At 65.1% G+C, this 16,340-nt stretch carries 15 protein-coding genes; 3 read left to right on the forward strand and 12 right to left on the reverse strand.

What is annotated here, in order from left to right:
* The first annotated feature begins 99 nt into the window (after positions 1 to 99).
* Positions 100 to 2,439: a TOTE conflict system archaeo-eukaryotic primase domain-containing protein gene (locus tag ACYQ0U_RS21760; RefSeq protein WP_459975984.1), complete on the forward strand. Its 2,340-nt coding sequence runs from the start codon at positions 100 to 102 to the stop codon at positions 2,437 to 2,439.
* Positions 2,440 to 2,596: 157 nt separating this feature from the next.
* Here ACYQ0U_RS21760 and ACYQ0U_RS21765 read toward each other — a convergent pair whose 3' ends face one another.
* The 4 genes from ACYQ0U_RS21765 to ACYQ0U_RS21780 form a co-directional block, all read right to left on the reverse strand.
* A complete protein-coding gene (locus tag ACYQ0U_RS21765; protein WP_459975985.1) occupies positions 2,597 to 3,847 on the reverse strand; it encodes an ATP-binding protein in 1,251 nt (416 codons plus the stop codon).
* 330 nt (positions 3,848 to 4,177) lie between these two features.
* On the reverse strand, positions 4,178 to 4,801 hold the full coding sequence (locus tag ACYQ0U_RS21770) for a tyrosine-type recombinase/integrase (RefSeq protein WP_459975986.1): 624 nt from the start codon (positions 4,799 to 4,801) through the stop codon (positions 4,178 to 4,180).
* Positions 4,802 to 5,640: 839 nt separating this feature from the next.
* A complete protein-coding gene (locus tag ACYQ0U_RS21775; protein WP_459975987.1) occupies positions 5,641 to 6,417 on the reverse strand; it encodes a crotonase/enoyl-CoA hydratase family protein in 777 nt (258 codons plus the stop codon).
* On the reverse strand, positions 6,414 to 7,178 hold the full coding sequence (locus ACYQ0U_RS21780) for an SDR family NAD(P)-dependent oxidoreductase (RefSeq protein WP_459975988.1): 765 nt from the start codon (positions 7,176 to 7,178) through the stop codon (positions 6,414 to 6,416). Before ACYQ0U_RS21780 ends, ACYQ0U_RS21775 begins: the two co-directional genes overlap by 4 nt.
* 275 nt (positions 7,179 to 7,453) lie before the next feature.
* Here ACYQ0U_RS21780 and ACYQ0U_RS21785 point away from each other — a divergent pair, with 275 nt between their 5' ends.
* Positions 7,454 to 7,678 carry an alpha/beta fold hydrolase gene (locus tag ACYQ0U_RS21785; protein ID WP_459975997.1) on the forward strand — a complete coding sequence of 75 codons (225 nt, stop codon included), beginning with the start codon at positions 7,454 to 7,456 and terminating at the stop codon, positions 7,676 to 7,678.
* A 77-nt stretch (positions 7,679 to 7,755) separates the two neighbouring features.
* A complete protein-coding gene (locus ACYQ0U_RS21790; RefSeq protein WP_459975989.1) occupies positions 7,756 to 7,950 on the forward strand; it encodes a hypothetical protein in 195 nt (64 codons plus the stop codon).
* A 257-nt stretch (positions 7,951 to 8,207) separates the two neighbouring features.
* On the opposite strand, the gene ACYQ0U_RS21795 is transcribed toward ACYQ0U_RS21790, so the two are convergent.
* The 8 genes from ACYQ0U_RS21795 to ACYQ0U_RS21830 form a co-directional block, all read right to left on the reverse strand.
* The gene (locus tag ACYQ0U_RS21795) at positions 8,208 to 8,984 is read right to left on the reverse strand and encodes a FadR/GntR family transcriptional regulator (RefSeq protein ID WP_459975990.1); all 777 of its coding nucleotides are present in this window, start codon (positions 8,982 to 8,984) and stop codon (positions 8,208 to 8,210) included.
* A gap of 69 nt (positions 8,985 to 9,053) precedes the next feature.
* Positions 9,054 to 10,106 carry a CaiB/BaiF CoA transferase family protein gene (locus tag ACYQ0U_RS21800; protein WP_459975991.1) on the reverse strand — a complete coding sequence of 351 codons (1,053 nt, stop codon included), beginning with the start codon at positions 10,104 to 10,106 and terminating at the stop codon, positions 9,054 to 9,056.
* On the reverse strand, positions 10,093 to 11,769 hold the full coding sequence (locus ACYQ0U_RS21805) for an AMP-binding protein (protein ID WP_459975998.1): 1,677 nt from the start codon (positions 11,767 to 11,769) through the stop codon (positions 10,093 to 10,095). Before ACYQ0U_RS21805 ends, ACYQ0U_RS21800 begins: the two co-directional genes overlap by 14 nt.
* On the reverse strand, positions 11,769 to 13,175 hold the full coding sequence (locus ACYQ0U_RS21810) for a glutamate mutase L (protein WP_459975992.1): 1,407 nt from the start codon (positions 13,173 to 13,175) through the stop codon (positions 11,769 to 11,771). The genes ACYQ0U_RS21805 and ACYQ0U_RS21810 overlap by 1 nt, the downstream gene beginning before the upstream one ends.
* 25 nt (positions 13,176 to 13,200) lie before the next feature.
* Positions 13,201 to 14,652 (reverse strand): hypothetical protein, encoded by a 1,452-nt coding sequence (locus tag ACYQ0U_RS21815; RefSeq protein WP_459975993.1) that lies wholly within the window; start codon positions 14,650 to 14,652, stop codon positions 13,201 to 13,203.
* A gap of 24 nt (positions 14,653 to 14,676) precedes the next feature.
* A complete protein-coding gene (glmS, locus tag ACYQ0U_RS21820) occupies positions 14,677 to 15,123 on the reverse strand; it encodes a methylaspartate mutase subunit S (protein WP_459975994.1) in 447 nt (148 codons plus the stop codon).
* Positions 15,120 to 16,064, reverse strand: a complete 945-nt coding sequence (locus tag ACYQ0U_RS21825; protein ID WP_459975995.1) for a branched-chain amino acid ABC transporter permease — start codon at positions 16,062 to 16,064, stop codon at positions 15,120 to 15,122. The genes glmS and ACYQ0U_RS21825 overlap by 4 nt, the downstream gene beginning before the upstream one ends.
* Positions 16,064 to 16,340, reverse strand: a 277-nt coding sequence (locus ACYQ0U_RS21830) for an ABC transporter permease subunit (RefSeq protein WP_459975996.1), incomplete at its 5' end; no start/stop codon positions are given. The genes ACYQ0U_RS21825 and ACYQ0U_RS21830, both read right to left, overlap by 1 nt.

Raw genomic sequence — 16,340 nt, forward strand, 5'->3', positions numbered from 1 at the left:
CAGATTGGGGTCCCGGCGTCAGCAGCATGGGCTCCGTAGCTCGCGGTCGTAGCCAACCACCGTGCGCAGGTGGTCGCTGGATTCGACAGTATGGGAGTCGTGCCCGAGGTCAACGGCGAACTCGAGAGTCTGCGACGGGAGAACGCGCGTCTGCGCCGGCTGTTGAAGTTGACCAGTGCCGAGGCGGCGCCGGCTATCGGCACGCAGGCCGCGTGGTTCGACAAGTCGCCGGGGTCGGTGGACGCGAGTTCGCACCCGCAGGCGAAGGTGCAGTTCTATGCGGCGCTTTTCGGCGCGCGCTCAGACGTGTACGCCATTCGGTGGGAGAACGCCCGTTCGGGAAGGTCAGGCTGGATGCCGGCGGTCGAGGGCGGCTGGCGCAAGGGCAGCAAGTCCGCCGACCATCGTCATCTTCCGCTGACGCCCGAGGTCCTGACCGCGCACCTGACCGGAGACATCCACATCGGCCTGTATCCGATGCTGCCCGGAGACCAAACGTGCTGGCTGGCTGCGGACTTCGACGGGCCGGCCGCCATGCTGGACGCTCTTGCCTACCTCAAGGCTGCACGAGCAGTCGGGGCACCCGGCGCGGTGGAGATCTCCCGCTCCGGGGTCGGCGCACACGTGTGGATCTTCTTCACCGACCCCGTGCCTGCCGGCACAGCGCGTCAGGTGGGCACCGGGCTCGTGCGTGAGGCGATCGCGATCCGTGGTCGCATGGATCTGCGCTGCTACGACCGCCTCTTCCCCTCGCAGGACCTTCTGCTGGGTCGTGGCCCGGGCAACCTGATCGCGGCGCCCCTGCACGGTAAGTCCCGCCGGCTCGGCACGACCGTGTTCCTCGATCCCGGCACGCTCGAACCATATGAGGACCAATGGGACTACCTGTCGACGCTCGAACGCCTGACGCCGAGGCAGGTGACCAAACTCGCCGGCGAGTTGCGGGAGCCAGCAGTGGGGTCGCGGGTCAAGCACGCGCGCCCTGCGAAGTCGACGCGGACCCAGCCCAAGCCCGCGCCAGTCGTGCATCTGACGCTGGACGGCGGCGTCAGGATTCCGGGCGCGGAGTTGAGCCCGGCGCTGTACGCAACGCTGAAGCATGCAGCCTCGACGTACAATCCCGACTTCTACGATCGGCAACGGCGGCGCCAGTCGACATGGAATGTCCCGCGGATCATCTGTTCCTACGACGAGACCCTCGATGATCATCTGCTTCTGCCGCGGGGCCTCTTGGGAACGGCGACCAACCTCATCGAGGCAGCCGGCAGCAAGATCGAGGCCGACGACCGGCGAAGCGTTGGCAGTGCCCAGGAGTTCAGCTTCGCCCTCGATCTCCAACCACGCCAACAGCCCGCGGTGGACGAGGTCCTTCGCCATGATGTCGGCCTGCTGGTGGCGCCACCTGGCACGGGCAAGACGGTGATGGCATGCGCGGTCATCGCCCGCCGCGGCGTGTCCACGCTCGTCTTGGTCGACCGCAAGACGCTCGCCGATCAATGGCGCCGACAGGTCCGCGACCTGCTCGGAGTCAAGCCGGGCCAACTCGGTGGCGGACGGTCCAAGCTCACCGGCGTTGTCGATGTCGCCACGCTCCAGACACTCGCGCGGCGCGATGACGTTGCCGAGTTGCTCGCCGGTTATGGCCTCGTGGTGGTCGATGAGTGTCATCACGTGCCCGCGGCGGCCTTCGAATCGGCGGTGCGCACCATCCCCGCCCGTTACTGGCTCGGACTCACCGCCACTCCCTACCGACGCGACGGGCTCGATGATCTCATCGGATTCCAGCTCGGTCCCTCGCGGCACACGTTCGAACATGCCGACCCCGACACGCTAGAAGGCGCGAACACGGACCTGCCACGTCCGGTTCTGGCGGTCCATCCCACCCGCTTCCGCATCGACGAACCGGTCGATCTGTCCATTCCCGGCACTATCGCAGCCATCCATCGTGCGCTCGCGGAAGATGATGCTCGCAACGATCAGATCCTCGCCGACGTTCTCGACGCACACGAGCGCGGGCGCCACTGCCTCGTCCTCGCCCAGCGAACCGCGCACGTCAACCTACTTGCGGGCAGACTGGAAGAACGCGGCCTGGCGCCGGTGATCCTCAAAGGCGGGATGGGCGCCCGCGCCCGTGCGGCCGCCAACGAGCGCCTCGTCCCCGATGCCGACGGTCCACCGATTGTGGTCGTAGCCACCGGTCATTTCGTCGGCGAGGGCTTCGATTGCCCGGCACTCGACACCCTGTTCCTCGCCGGGCCGGTCTCCTTCAAAGGACGGCTCGTTCAGTACGCCGGCCGCGTGCTCCGCGTCTACCCCGGCAAACAGACGGCGGAGGTCCACGACTACCACGATGTCGAGATGCCCGTACTCGCCGCTGCCCTCTCCAAACGTGCACCTGGCTACGTAAGTCTGGGCTTCCCCGACCCCAGGAAGAACTGAACGGTCACTCGCCGGGCCATCCAGGCCTCACGTCCAGGGCCCGATCCGGTCCGATGCGGCCGCAAATGGAGGCTGGTTTGCGTCGGCGCCAGCCGCGTCGTGACGTGGAACGGGCCCGGTGACTACCTGTGCTGGGTAGCGCTGATCGGATGGTGCCTCAGGGGCCAAGGGTTCCGATGGGGAGCACGGTGACGCCGTCAGGTCGGCGGTAGGCGAACCCGGTGGACGTGATGACGCCCAGCGTCGCCGGCGCACCGACCTTGCCGCGGTCGACCTTCTCAGCGAACGACAGCAGGGCGGCCGCCGCCTTATCCGCGTCCGTGGGGTTCATCTTCACCTCGAACGCGCCCCATCGGCCGTCTGGCAAGGTGACGACGACGTCCACTTCGTTCTGGTTCTGGTCGCGCCAGTGGTGGACCTGCCCGCCGAGCTTCTGTGCGTAGATGCGGACATCGCGCACCACGAGGTTCTCGAAGAAGTAGCCGGTGGCGTTGAGGTCTGCAAGTAGCTGGGTGGGCCCTTGGCCGAGTGCTGTGACCGCGAGGGATGGGTCGACGAAGTAGCGTGTGGGCGACGACTGCAGCGGAGTGGCCGAGCGCATGTGTGGCGCCCAAGCCGGCGAGTTCTCGATCAGCCGGAGCCGGGTCAGCGAGTCAAGGTAGCCGTCGACGGTGGCCCGTGCAACTGGGCCGTCCGCGCCGCCGACGTCCTTGGCCAGTGCGGTGACCTTCACGGCGGTGCCGACGTTACGAGCCAATGAGTTGAGCAGCCGGCGGATGTTCTCCGGATCGCGTCGCCGTGCGCCGAGTGCTTGGATGTCGACTAGGACGATCTGGTTGAGGTAGTCGTGCAGCCACCTGCCGGCGTCCTGGGTGTCGGCGTCGAGCAGGGCCGGCCAGCCGCCGATGCAGATCCGGTCGATGATGTCAGGAACGGTCAGGCCGGAATCCTGGGCGGTGACCTTGTCGCCGGCCAGGAGCCCTTTCAGGGATGCCTGCCCGGTGGAGTAACCCGACTCCACCAGGGACATGGGCCGCATCTGAATGATCGCGATACGGCCAGCGCCGGAGTGCCGGTTGACGTCGTCTCTGGGGGTAGCCGACCCGGTCAGGATGTATAGCCCCTTCGCGGGTGCCCGGTCGTCGACGGCCCGGCGGACCTGGTCCCACAAGGTGGGGACGACCTGCCATTCGTCGAGCAGCACTGGGGTGGGATTGTCGAGGAGGAGGTCGGGGGCAACGCTGGCTGCGTTGCGGGCCGCCGAGTCGACGTCGAGTCGGTGGGTCGTGGTTGCCTTCTGAATTGCTGACTCGGTCTTGCCGCACGCCTTCGGTCCCTCGATAAGGACGGCGCCGATGGCGCTCAGCCGTTCAGCGAGCTCGCCGTCCACGACCCGCTTGCGATACACGCCTACCGCCATCGCCGAAGCTCCCGTCTCCAAGCCGATAGGTTGAACTGCCCAAGAACCATAGCGCTAGTTTTACAGATTCCATAGATGTGACCTTGCGGAATCAATAAACCCTCATGCCCCGGCGCTCGGGCCGCGGCCGGGGTGACCCCCCAGACAGCGGCTGCAGGCGTGGGATCAACGGGATGACATCACGACAACCAGCACGACGGCCGCCTTCATGCCCCCCGGACTGATGATTCGATGAAGACGAGGAAGAACAAGTACGAGTACGAGAACCGGCCAAGGTTGCTGGAGGATGCGGCTGGGCTGTCGTCCTCAGAGGCACGGTCATAGTCCGAGGTCTCGGCTCGAGGTGGTAGCCAGCGCTTCGAGGGGGCGGATGTAGCGGTTGACCAGGACGGAGAAGTCACGATGCCGGGTCTGCGCGGCGATCCGTGCGAGCGGGACTCCGCCCAGCGCGGCGGTGGCGGCGTGGCCGGCGCGCAGGGAGTGGGCGGTGATCCGGGTGGCGTCCAGGCCCGCGTCGTGGGCGCGGCTGCGGAGCATCCGGGCAATCGCATCCCCCGAGAGCGGCCGGAGGCTGATCCTGCTGCGATAGAGACGGGTGAACAGCGGACCCGGCTCGTGCCCGCGAAGGCTGCGCCACGCGGCCAGGGCGGCGACCGGGTCGGTCTCCGGGCGATTGCCGCGGGCGACGGCGACGATCTGGCCGTGTCCTTCCTGGTCGGTCTTCGACCGGCGGACGGTGACCAGCAACCCGTCCGGCTTCTCCTCGACGTCGAGCAGGGTGAGGGCGACCAGCTCGGAGCGCCGCATTGCGGAGGCGTAGCCGAGCAGGATCAGTGCGGCGTCACGGATCCCGACCGGGGTGGTTCGGTCGATGCCCTGGAGGACTTGGCGGATGTCGGCGGTGGACAGCGGCCGGGTCGCCAGGTAGCGGACTGAGCTCACGGGCGGCACACCAGCGGGCCCACTGGCCCCAGGTGTAGGCATAGACCCGGCGGGTGGACTCGGTACGGGCGGCGTCGATCGCCGCGGCGATCCGGTCGGCATCCTGGTCGGTCAGCGTGTCCGGCCGGACGATGGCGGTGGCAGGTTCAACGGATGCGGCTCGCGGATCCGCGCGGAGGAGAGTGGTCATCCTCGCCGTATAGCTGGGAGGATGCCCGGCCGGCCAGCCTTCGCCGCTCCCCCACCCCGGTCACCGTGCGCCTCGCCATCGGCCAGGTCGCAAAATTCTGAGTTTCCGCTGACTTGCCACTGCCTGCTCCTGAATTCAGGATCCGTGCAGGCCTCTGACCAACGGGTTTGGTGGAGCTGAGGGGATTCGAACCCCTGACCTTCTCATTGCGAATGGCCCGCGCCGGACTTTGCCTTCTCACGCACGCCTCGCATCGAGGTCGTGCAACGGCTGAAAACGCACGGATGCACTGCGGGGGCAACCAGGGGGTACGCGCCCAGCCGAACTATCGGGCCTGCGCGTACTGCGACGCGACTCGAGGAGAAGCGCGGGCTGGCCGCCCAGCTTCGAAGACTCGGGCCTGGAAGCGCTGGGTTACGGCCGTAGTGCACTCCAGCGTCTTCAGCCGCTCGACACAGTTCGACGATCCTAGGGGCCGACCTGCGCAAACACTGGGTGCCCACCTTACGGGTTTGACGACGACTGACGCTTTTTGAGGACCAGTTCCGCCCACCTTCCGCCCACCTTCAAGTCTGCACGGTGCGCGCGCAGTCCGCACAACCGGGGCGACGAAGAAGTTTCGGCGACGACGCGAGGACGGCCCGCTTCCTCAGCTCGCCGTCCAACGAGGCGCTCGCCTCTCCCGAAAGGCTGCAGCCCCTTCCTTAGCGTCGGCAGACGCTCGAACCCTCTCCACGACGTTGCGCTGCGCCGCGAACCCCTCCTCCAAGGGAAGATGGGCGGCTGCGGAGATCACTCGCTTAGTGGCTTCGATCGCCAATGGAGCGTTAGACGCGATCTGTTGCGCCAGGCCGAGCGCATCCTCGAGCGCCTCGCCGGGCACGGAAAGCCGGTTAAGCAGCCCAGCTGCATGAGCCGTCGCCGCGTCGACAAACTCGCCGGTCAGCGCCCACTCCATCGCAGTCGAATAGGAGACGCGGTCGCTCAAACGAAGAAGCCCTCCTCCGCCTGCAATCAGGCCGCGTTTCACTTCTGGCAGTCCGAAGATCGCCGTTCCAGATGCGACGATCAAATCGCACGCCAGAGCGATCTCGAATCCGCCGGCCACCGCATGACCCTCAACGGCCGCGATCAGCGGCTTAGCCGAGGGGCGCTCGACAATCCCGGCGAATCCCCGCCCTGGGGTCCGTGGTCGCTCGCCCCCGAGGAAGGCTACTAGGTCCATCCCGGCGCAGAACGTCCCCCCGGCCCCTGTGAGCACTCCGACCTGAAGCGCCCGGTCCGCGTCGAGCTCATCGAGAGCGTCAGCGATGCCCTGAGCGACCGGCAAGTTGACCGCGTTACGCCGGTCGGGGCGATTCAGAGTGATCACTAGGACACCGTCCTTGCGCTCGGTAAGGACTGCCTCGCCGGACGGCTTAGTCACTTCGCGGGCATCCTGATCGCGCCGTCTAACCGGATGGTCTCGCCGTTGAGCATTGGGTTGTCGATGATATGGAGGGCGAGATCGCCATACTCGCCGGGCCGACCGAGGCGAGCAGGATGTGGGATCGAGGCGGCGAGACCGTCTCTCACCTCGTCGCTGAATCGGGACAGGATCGGGGTATCGAAGATGCCGGGCGCAATCGTGCAGACTCGGACTAGTCGGCGGGCTAAGTCCCGAGCGGCCACGATCGTCATCCCTACAACGCCCGCCTTTGCCGATGCGTAGGGAATCTGACCGATCTGGCCTTCAAAGGCGGCCACAGACGCCGTCAAGACGCATACTCCGCGCTCCTCGCCAACAGGCTCATGCGCTGCCATGCGCGCGGCGCTCAACCGGAGCGCGTTGAACGTCCCGATGAGGTTGAGTCGAACGAGCGCCTCGTAATGCTCGAGCGACCCCGGGGATCCGTCACGCTCGACGACTCTGACAGTCCCGCCCTTGCCTGCGCAGTGCACGAGAACCCGCAGGGGTGCCCGCTGCTCAGCGCTGTCGAGCGCTGCGTCGAAGGCCACGACGTCGGTGACATCGGCCGCTGCGAATGAGGCGTATGGTCCGAGCTCCCGGCTCAACTTCTCGCCATCCGATGTCGGCAGGTCCACGAGGACCGTGTTTACGCCTCGCGCCACTAGGCGCTCCGCGGTGGCTAGGCCCAGCCCCGAAGCACCCCCCGTGACTACCGCTGAAGCATTCGTCAGATCCACGCATTCATCATAATCATCACAATACGCCTGATGGCAAGGAGCCCACCACCTCGTTCGCACGCCAACGACCGGAAAGACCCCCTAACCGATGGCGCAGCGTCGGGGAGGACGGCACACGCCGCCTACCACGAATGACAGCAGATCCAAACAGTCCCCGGCCGCAAGAGACGAAGATCATTATGATCTTTGTTACTGTTGTCGCGTTCTGCAGATACCTTGTTCATCATCAGCCAGGCCGTCTTGCTCGGGAGGCGAAGGAGTAGTGGACAGATGACATTTGCTCTGTTCACGGAGGTGGGCACGGCGGATGGTGCTGGGAGCGGCTCATACCAGAGCTGGAGGCTCGCGGTCACCGACCCGTAGCACCGGACCTGCCGATCGGAGATCCGACGGCCGGCACCTCCGAGTACGCTGATGTTGTCGTAGAAGCGCTGGCAGGCGTCGAAGCGGACGTCGTCATCGTGGGCCACTCACTGGGGGTCTCACCATTCCGGTGGTAGCTGCCCGACGCCCAGTCACCAAGCTCGTCTTCCTTTGCGCTTTGGTGCCGAAGCCGGGCGAGTCATACAATGACTACTTGGCTCATCACGGCGAAGGGGTGATCACCTCGAAGGGCGCAGTGGATTTCAACGAACTGGGTATTCGCCCGCCGCGTCCGTGGTCCGAAGCGCTCGATGCCTACTACCTCGATCTGCCCGAAGAAGTAGCCCGGTCAGCGTGGCGTCGGCTGCGGGCGCAGGCGGTACGCCCCTTCGAGGGCCTTGCCCGCTGAGTGCGTGGCCAGACGTTCCTTCGATGTCCATCATGGGCACCGAGGATCAATCGCTCGGTCAGGAGTGGTCTCGGGAGGTTGCCGCAGATCGCCTGGGAGTCGAGGCGATTGAGCTGGTCGGAGAGCAGCCACTCGCCATTCCTCTCACGGCCGAGCGAGGTCGCGGACCTCCTGACCGCTCCCTAGAACGCCGCCGCCCTGGAGGGTGGGCCTTGCTCACTTCACCTTCAGACCGACGGCACGACGACAGGAACCTGTTACCTGCTGCGGTTCCACCTGCTCCTGGGGACGATGGGCGAGTTCAGCCTGTTCTGCTGGCCAACGACCGACTCGAACTCCTCGAGGTGAGTGAGCATCGCGGCCGATGCGTCTTCGACCCTGCCGCCAGCGATCGCCTGCGCAATGCGTCGATGTGCGCGGCCCGTGGCGTCCATGTCGACCTCGCTAAGCTGTTCAGCAGATGATTGCCACTCCAGCACGTGGTGCATCGAGGCGAGCACCGCAGAGAGCACGTGATTCCCTGAGGCGTCGGCGACCAGGTCATGGAAGCTGACCGAAGAGTCGACCCGCGATGCGTGGGCGTCGTAGCCGAACTCAGTCGCGCTGAGAAGCGCCGCCCGCTGCTCTGATGTTGCGTGCTCGGCAGCGGCCGCCGCCGCGGCCGGCTCCACCAGCTTGCGGAACGCGAAGAGATCACGGAGGGTCGCTTCGCTCGTCGTCAGGTAGATGCCTAGCGAGCGACTGACCGTGGAGATCTGGGGTGCCGACACGCGCACGCCGCCGGAGGGGCCGCGCTTCACTACGATGAGTCCCTCGGTCTCGAGCAGCCGCATCGACTCGCGGACTGTGCCGCGGCTGAACTCGTATCGCTCGATGATGTCCGCCTCGGAGAGGAACGGATCTCCGGGCGCCAAGCCGCCGGCCAGGATCTCTCCCCTCAGCATGTCCGCCAATACGTCCGATGCCTTCGGAACCCTTGAAGCGAGCGACGACCCAGCCTCGCTCCGCGGGGTCATCTTGCTGTCCTGTCGCATGATCATAATTATAGGCCTGACCGTCGTGACGCCTGCTCCCAGACGCAAGCGCCTTCGGCTTTCAGAGTGCTAGTCGCTGAACACTACTGGGAAGTCAACTTCCAGTTGTCCGCTTGCGCGCCGTACGAGGGCTCGCTCCGCGAAGTGCCCGTCGAGCACCGTGTCAGCCAGCGAGGCAACCGCGGCGCATGGCACTCCATGCGCGCTCAGTTCGCGTACCCACTCGTCGCGCGGCTTGACGCTAAGCGCCGCAGCAAGGCGCGGCTGGACCTCGGCTCGACGGCGGCGCCGGCCCGCGATCGTGCCGAGACTCCGATCGGTGGCCATGTCCCCGAGGCCCAAGAGTTCGCAGAGGGTACGCCAATAGTGCGGCTCGACTGCTGCCAGCGCTATGAAGCGTCCATCTGAGCACCTATACAGGCCGTTCTCAGGCGAACTCGACTCTCCAGGGCGCCGGCTGGAGTCCGCGAGCTCGGCGAGCTGCTGGAGTTGGGCCGCTAACAGGACGTCGGTGATGCTCACATCAAGCTCGCGAGCGCGACGCTCCGGCCGCGCTAGCTCCGCCACAATCGAGAGTGCAGCCATGGAGGCGGCCAGGTGATCCCCGGCGTGCAGGCCTGGTCGCACCGGATCAGAGTCGGGAGTCGCGCGAGTCGCATCGAGAACGCCCGCGACCGCCGCATATGTGGCGTCGTGGCCAGTTTGGTCGCGCCGGCTGCCCCATTGGCCGAATCCGGTGATCGAGCAGTAGATGAGACCGTGCGATCGCGCGGCCAGCTCCTCGAATGATAGTCCGAGCCGAGCGGCCACTCCTGGCCTGAAGCCGTCGATGAAGACGTCGGCGCCGGCTGTTAGCTCCCGCATTGCCTTCGCCCCCTCGGGAGTCTTTGCGTCGATTCGGACGAGCTCCTTGCCCGCGTTGATCGCCTCGAACGCGATCGGTCGTCCCGTTGGGTCGCGTGGCCCGAACTCGCGATAGGGGTCTCCCCCCGGAGGCTCGATCTTCGTGACATCGGCGCCTAGGTCTGCAAGGTGCTTAGCGCAGAGCGGTCCGGGGAGATAGTTGGCGAACTCGATCACTCGGATCCCGGCAAGGGCGTCCGTTCGCCTAGAGCGCGCCACGCTTGAGCACCTCCTCATTCGCGATCAAGTCTCTAAGTAGATGCTTTTGAATCTTTCCTGCCGGCGTCATCGGAAGGGACGGCATGTTGACCACATACTCTGGCCAGAATTGGCGTGCCATGTGCTGCGTTCGCAGGTGGTCTCGAACGTCCTGCACCGTCAGGTTGGTTCCTGTCTTGGTGACGATGAGCGCGCACGCCCGCTCTCCAAGCCGAGCGTCGGGTACTGCAACTACGGCGACTGCCCGCACATCGGGGTGGAGGTAAAGCGTGTTCTCGACATCAGCGACCGGGATGTTCTCCCCGCCTCGGATGATCAGGTCTTTGTCGCGGCCGGTGATGCGGAGATTTCCTGTCTCGCTCAGGTAACCGCGGTCGCCTGTCCCGAACCACCCGTCCCGACCCGCGGCCGGCTCGAATGTCCCTTCGGCAGTGAGGTATCCAAGGCACATCGACGGGGAACGCAGTTCCAAGCTGCCCTCGATACCCGCAGGTAGCCGCTCCCCGTCCGGATCGACCACTCGCAGTTCGACGCCTTCCATGGGGCCGCCGTCTGACTGCGAAACCGCCTCAGCATCGTCGTTCAGGCTGCTCATCGTGCACACGCCATTTTCCGTCATTCCCCATGAGGTCAACAATCGTGCCCCAAGCACGTCCCGACAGCGCGAGACCAGCGAGCGCGGCACGGGGGCGCCACCCGATCGAAAGACTCGAAGGCTAGGCAGATCTGCTCCGGATCTCTCCACTTCTTCGCAGGCGTCCATCACGAAGGTCGCAGACCCAGACACCACGCTGACCCCGTATGCGTTCACAAGGTCGACGAATCTCGCGGCGTTCCAGACGTCCTGGTAGACCGCAGTGACTCCCCAGATCAGCGGCATGCTGAGGCCGTAGAGGAACCCCGTTTGATGTCCCATCGTCGATGGGACAAGGATGCGATCGCTTCGGTCGAGACCAAGCCGGTTGGGCACCCCGGTCACGGCTGCCCACAGCGTGTTGTGAGTGTGGACGACCCCCTTCGGAGAGCCGGTCGATCCTGAGGTGAACATGAGTTGAGCAGCGGAGTCAGGGTCCATCGACCCGACCTGGCGCGATCGCCGATCCCCTTGGCTTGGCGCTTCCGAGGCGACCTCCCACACGGATTCCTCGGGCTTCAGAGCGGGGTCAACCCACAACAGGACCGGCGGGGAAGAAAGCATCGCAAGAGCGTCGTCGACCCGGGGTCGCAGATCCCGGTCTCCTAACCGCTTTGCAACCACCAGCACCGCGCTCTCTGCGATCTGCAGGGCACGCGACACCTCTCGCGCGTCGTGAATCGGTGGGATCGGGTGAATCACAGCACCGATCTTCAGGGCTGCCAGGTAGACGACCGGCATCTGCCACCAGTTGGGCATCTGCACGGATACGACGTGACCGGGGCCTACTCCGGCGCCCGCCAGCGCATCCGCTAACGCATCAGAGCAGCGGTCGAGTGCACCATAGGTCAGGTCAATGACTCGATCCTGATCGTGCAGCGAGGCGTGAACCGCGACCTGGTCGGGCCGCTCGCGACATACCGCCACGATGTCGTCCAAAACGGTGCGGTCTGCCCGCCAGAACCCGCGGCGGCGCTGGCACTCCACCTCGGCCTCGGAAGGCCGGGGCCACTTGCGCGGAGGGCGCATCACGACGACGCCCCTGCCAGGTCAACGCGCGCCAACGACTCTGTCGCGAGCGCTCTAGCCTGCTCTGGATAGTCCGCGCCGAGTAGTCCGACCGCGAAGAGCACGTATCGCCGATCGATGTGCAGACTCGGATGCCAAGGACGCAAGCTCGAGGGATCGGCAGCATCGAAGCAAGCGCTTCTCAAGAGCCCTAGGGCGTCCGAGCTCGACGTTAGCGGCCCACCTGTCCCTACGATCGCGTCAACTTCGCGCAAGTCCTTGCCTCGCACTCGCTGTACCTCATCGGAACCTGGGACAAAGATCTGCTCGACTCGACCAGCGTGTCGTCGACTCGCCTCGGAAATGGCAGCGCTTGCGATCAGCCGATCGACAGCAGAGGCTGTCTCCTCCGAGGTCAGCAGCTCCGGTGTAGCCGTGAAGTCCTCCAGGAGTCGATCCAACTGCTGCTCGCCCAATCCGTCGACCCGCCGAAGGACCTCCTCGCGTCCAACCAGGTCGACGACAGTGTCGGCATTGTGGCGCATTCCCAGATCGCCCTCGACGGTGCGCTTGATGATCGGCTCGGCCAGCCCCGTTCGCACAACGTTCCGATCGGGCGTCTCCTCGCTAACCGACACGACGTCCGTGGTCGCACCACCCACGTCGACGACCAGTACGCTCTCAAACAACGACTCCTCCCCGGATCCCGCACGAGTGATGACCGAGGCGGCAGCCATGACTGCCGACGGAGTTGGCATGATGACGCCGCCCACCAGCTCCGCTGCAGCTTGGATCCCCTTGGCCTGGATGATGTTCTGCAGGAAGATCCGTCGAATGCATTCGCCAACCTCATTAGTGTCGACGCGCCTCACCTCGGGGAGAACGTTCGCTACGACCTCGACCGCCCAGCCAGCCGAGGCCAACCGCTCGTGAACCTCCTCGGCCGCGTTACGGTTGCCGGCATAGATCACCGTCCCGAAGGGCTCGAGATTTGCTGCTATGGCTCGTGCGTTAGCCAGAACGACCTCTTCGTCTCCCCCGTCTGTGCCGCCGCTGAGAAGCAAGATGTCGGGGCGCCGAACCGCTAGCTCTTCGAGATCCGATCGCGTGAGCTTGTATGAGAACGTACGGGTGACCTTTGCACCGGCGCCTAGTGCCGCCTGTCGCGCGGCGGTTACCGTCAGGGAGGGCACGAGTCCGCTCGCGACGATCTGAAGCCCGCCCGCGGCGGAGCTCGATGCCAACGCCAGATCGGGCTCCCGCGTGCCGAGCAACTCCGAACGAAGCTCTCGCAGTCCCTCTCGGACGTCGGTGGCTACCGTGCTGGGTACTCGCGCGGTCGCCACAAGCTCTCCGGCTCCGAGGTCGACGAGTACCCCTTTACTGAAGGTGCTCCCGATATCGACAAGAAGTGCCATCTCGGACATGCGATTAAGGTTCTCCTCGGAGCGACTAATCGGTCATGTATCGACGAATGTCGTGGACGACCATCGCGATGTCGTCGCGGAGCCCTGAGTCACTCTTGCGCTCATCGACGCGCGCCTTGTGATGGTCAAGCACCTCCCGGGGGAGCGGCAGCCTGCCCGGGTTCAGGTAGCGGACAGCCCCGTGCGAGTCGCGGACGGCCACGACGTTGTCCTTCACGCCGTTCCATGCCGAGATCGGGATATCCAACGCTCCCCGCTCGACCGCACGCATCTGTCCCACACAGGCGTCACCGTCCCCCATCTCGAGCGCTGTGTCGATCAGCGCTACGGCCTCTCGATAGATCATCTCGGCTTCGTGCTGGATCTCCGGGCTCGTAAGCACCGCCTGCGTCGGCACGATCCGTCGGAGCTCGCGCGCGATACGGATGCTGGCAACGTTCGCCTCGGTGCTTGGAATGCCACTGCCTTCGTGGATCGACTTCAAGTAGATCCAATCCACTCCGGCGAGCAACGAAATCGAGGCGCACCACGAGATCAGCCCACTCGCTTCATGCTCGTCAGCGGGCCAGCCCCCCATCCAAGGCCAAGCGTGAGTGACGCAGTCGACGTCGTAGCCGAATCGCTCAATGTAGTGGGCTGCCACCCGGCGGTACGCCGCAAACGCGGCTACATCCTGAACGAGGCTGCCTTCGACGCAGCGGTGCAACGAAAAGTACTTCACTCCTTGCTCAGCCGAAGTCAGCAGGGATAGAACTGCGACCGCGATACCCAGGCCGGGCGGAATCAGGCCTTGATAGTTGGACAGAGTCAACATCTCAATTGGGACGCCATTCTCTGTGTAGTGCCCCGCGAGCCTGCTGATGTACTGATTGGTCTGGAGGCGCTTCGCGAACGAGTAGTCGCGGCTGTGCTGCACGAGGTCATGCAGACTATGCGAGAAGTCGCAACTGGCGCCGCTCGCGTACCCGATCTCCGAGCTGAGCATCGCCTCCTCGTCCACGTTGCCGGTGATGTGGACCGGAATGTCGACCGACCCGAACACCTCTTTCGACTTAGTGCCGTAGTTGACGACGGGGAAGCCGTTCAGCGTCTTGGTGCCCGGTGCCTTCAAAGCGCGCTCGATAGCGACCTCAGCCTTGTCGTAGACGGACTTGCGGGTGTAGGTGTCGGTCAACACCAGGATGAGGTCGACGCCCTCGCGCTCAGCCGTCGTCATGTGCTCGACCTGTTCCGCCATCGTCGTGTGGCCGATCCCGACCTGGAAAAGCGGGATGTTCTCCCCCCGCGCCTCCCTCAGCCGTCGCGGAAAGTTCCTCGAGGAGGGTTGAGCCCTCATCGCAGCGACACACTCGTCGAGCGATGCGACCTCGCGTCCGGTCTCCCAACGCTCCAGTACGGCGGAACGGCGCTCAGCGAACTCATCGTCGCTCCAGCGCACGTTCCGGACGTCAGGCTGGAAGAAGGTCTTGGCTGCCATGATCAGTGTCTCCAGAATCCGTGCTTAGGCTTCGGCCGAAGCGCGCATGCGCTCCTGCAGGTCAAGTTGAACGTCGCTGATCGCCACGTCCGGCAGAGTGTTCGGAGGGTAGGCGCGGTTGAAGCCGAGTTCTTCGAACTGCGTCTTGACCTCCGCCCAGTCGTGCTTGCCCACGACGAGCATGCCGCCGATATAGAGAAGAATGTCGCCGATGCCGGCCTCTTGACAGCGTTCCCTGAGCCCCTCTGCGTCGAGGAGAGCGTGCCCGTACATGGAGGTCACCCAGATCGCGTCCGCGGCGGATTCCACCGCCGCGTCAACGAACTCTTCCTGGGGAATGCATACGCCGAGCCCAATCACGTTGAAGCCGGCGTCCCTCAAAGCGTGGTTGATGACCCAGTTGCCGGTCACGTGGGCATCGACCCCAATCACTCCTGTGACGATCGTGGTCGGCCTATCCGAAGTGCTCACCGCTGCATCTTCCCTTCTTTCGCGTATGTCTCATGGCGCGAGTCCGGTGCTCTTAGACGTGGCGTCGAGTCGCCGGAGCGTGAGCTTCGCGGCGAGCGGCTCGCCACTCGCGCAACCAGCCCTGTCACCTTGCCTACTGCCGAACGGCTCACGATGCCCTCCGGACGCAGGATGACGACAATGACCATCAGCGCGCCGAAGAGCATCAACCTGTACTCCTCGACGAATCGCAGAAACTCCGGCATGACGGTGAAGATCGCTGCACCCACCACAGGCCCGAGGACGACGGTGGAGCCGCCTACGAAGAGGTAGATCAGCGACTCGACGGTCCGATGGAACCCGAAATCGACTGGGCCGACAACACCAATGTTGTGTGCGTAGAGAACGCCGGAGATCCCAGCGATCATCGAACCGAGCCCGAAGGATACGACCCGCACTACTGGAACGTTGATTCCGCTGGCGGCGGCTGCCTCCTCGTCATTCTTCACTGCTCGCATCGCGAGCATCAGCGGCGACCGCTCCATCAGCGCAATCACGACGAGAACCACAATCGCGGCGACGACAGCCATCTCCGGCGTCGTGACCAGGGGCACTCCGGCGAATCCGACCGCCCCGCCGAGCGTCTCGATGTTCGTCACGACCACCACCATCGTCTCGGAGAAAGCGAGGGTCGCGATCGCTAGATAGAGCGATTTCAAGCGGAGGGTCGGCAGGGCGACCAAGGCCCCCACGAGTCCCGCGGCTACGATCCCGCAGAGCGCCGTGACGGCGAATGGCCAACCGTAGGTGGCCCCGAGGTAGCCCGACGTATAGCCGGCCAGCGCCGCCAACGAGGCGTGGGCGGCCGAGAGTTGACCGCTCGCCCAAGTGACGTATAGACCCATGCCAAGGATGGCGTTGATGGCGACGGCCGTCATGATCTCACTGCTGTATCCGGACATCAGCGCACCTCCGAGGGAGAGCCGAAGACACCACTCGGCCTAATGACGAGCGCGGCGAAGAGCACCACGAAGGCGATCGCGTCTCGATAGCTGGCACCCAACACATCGATCGTGAGGACCTCGAGCACGCCGAGCAGGATCCCGATGATCGCCGCACCAGGAATGCTGCGGGATCCAGCGACAATCAGAATCACCAAACCTTTGAGGCCCAACGCGGTGGACATGCCAACGCTGATGGCACCGACGGAAGCCCCGACCAGCACGCCGGCCACCCTG

It is taken from the genome of Nocardioides pyridinolyticus (assembly GCF_054653575.1).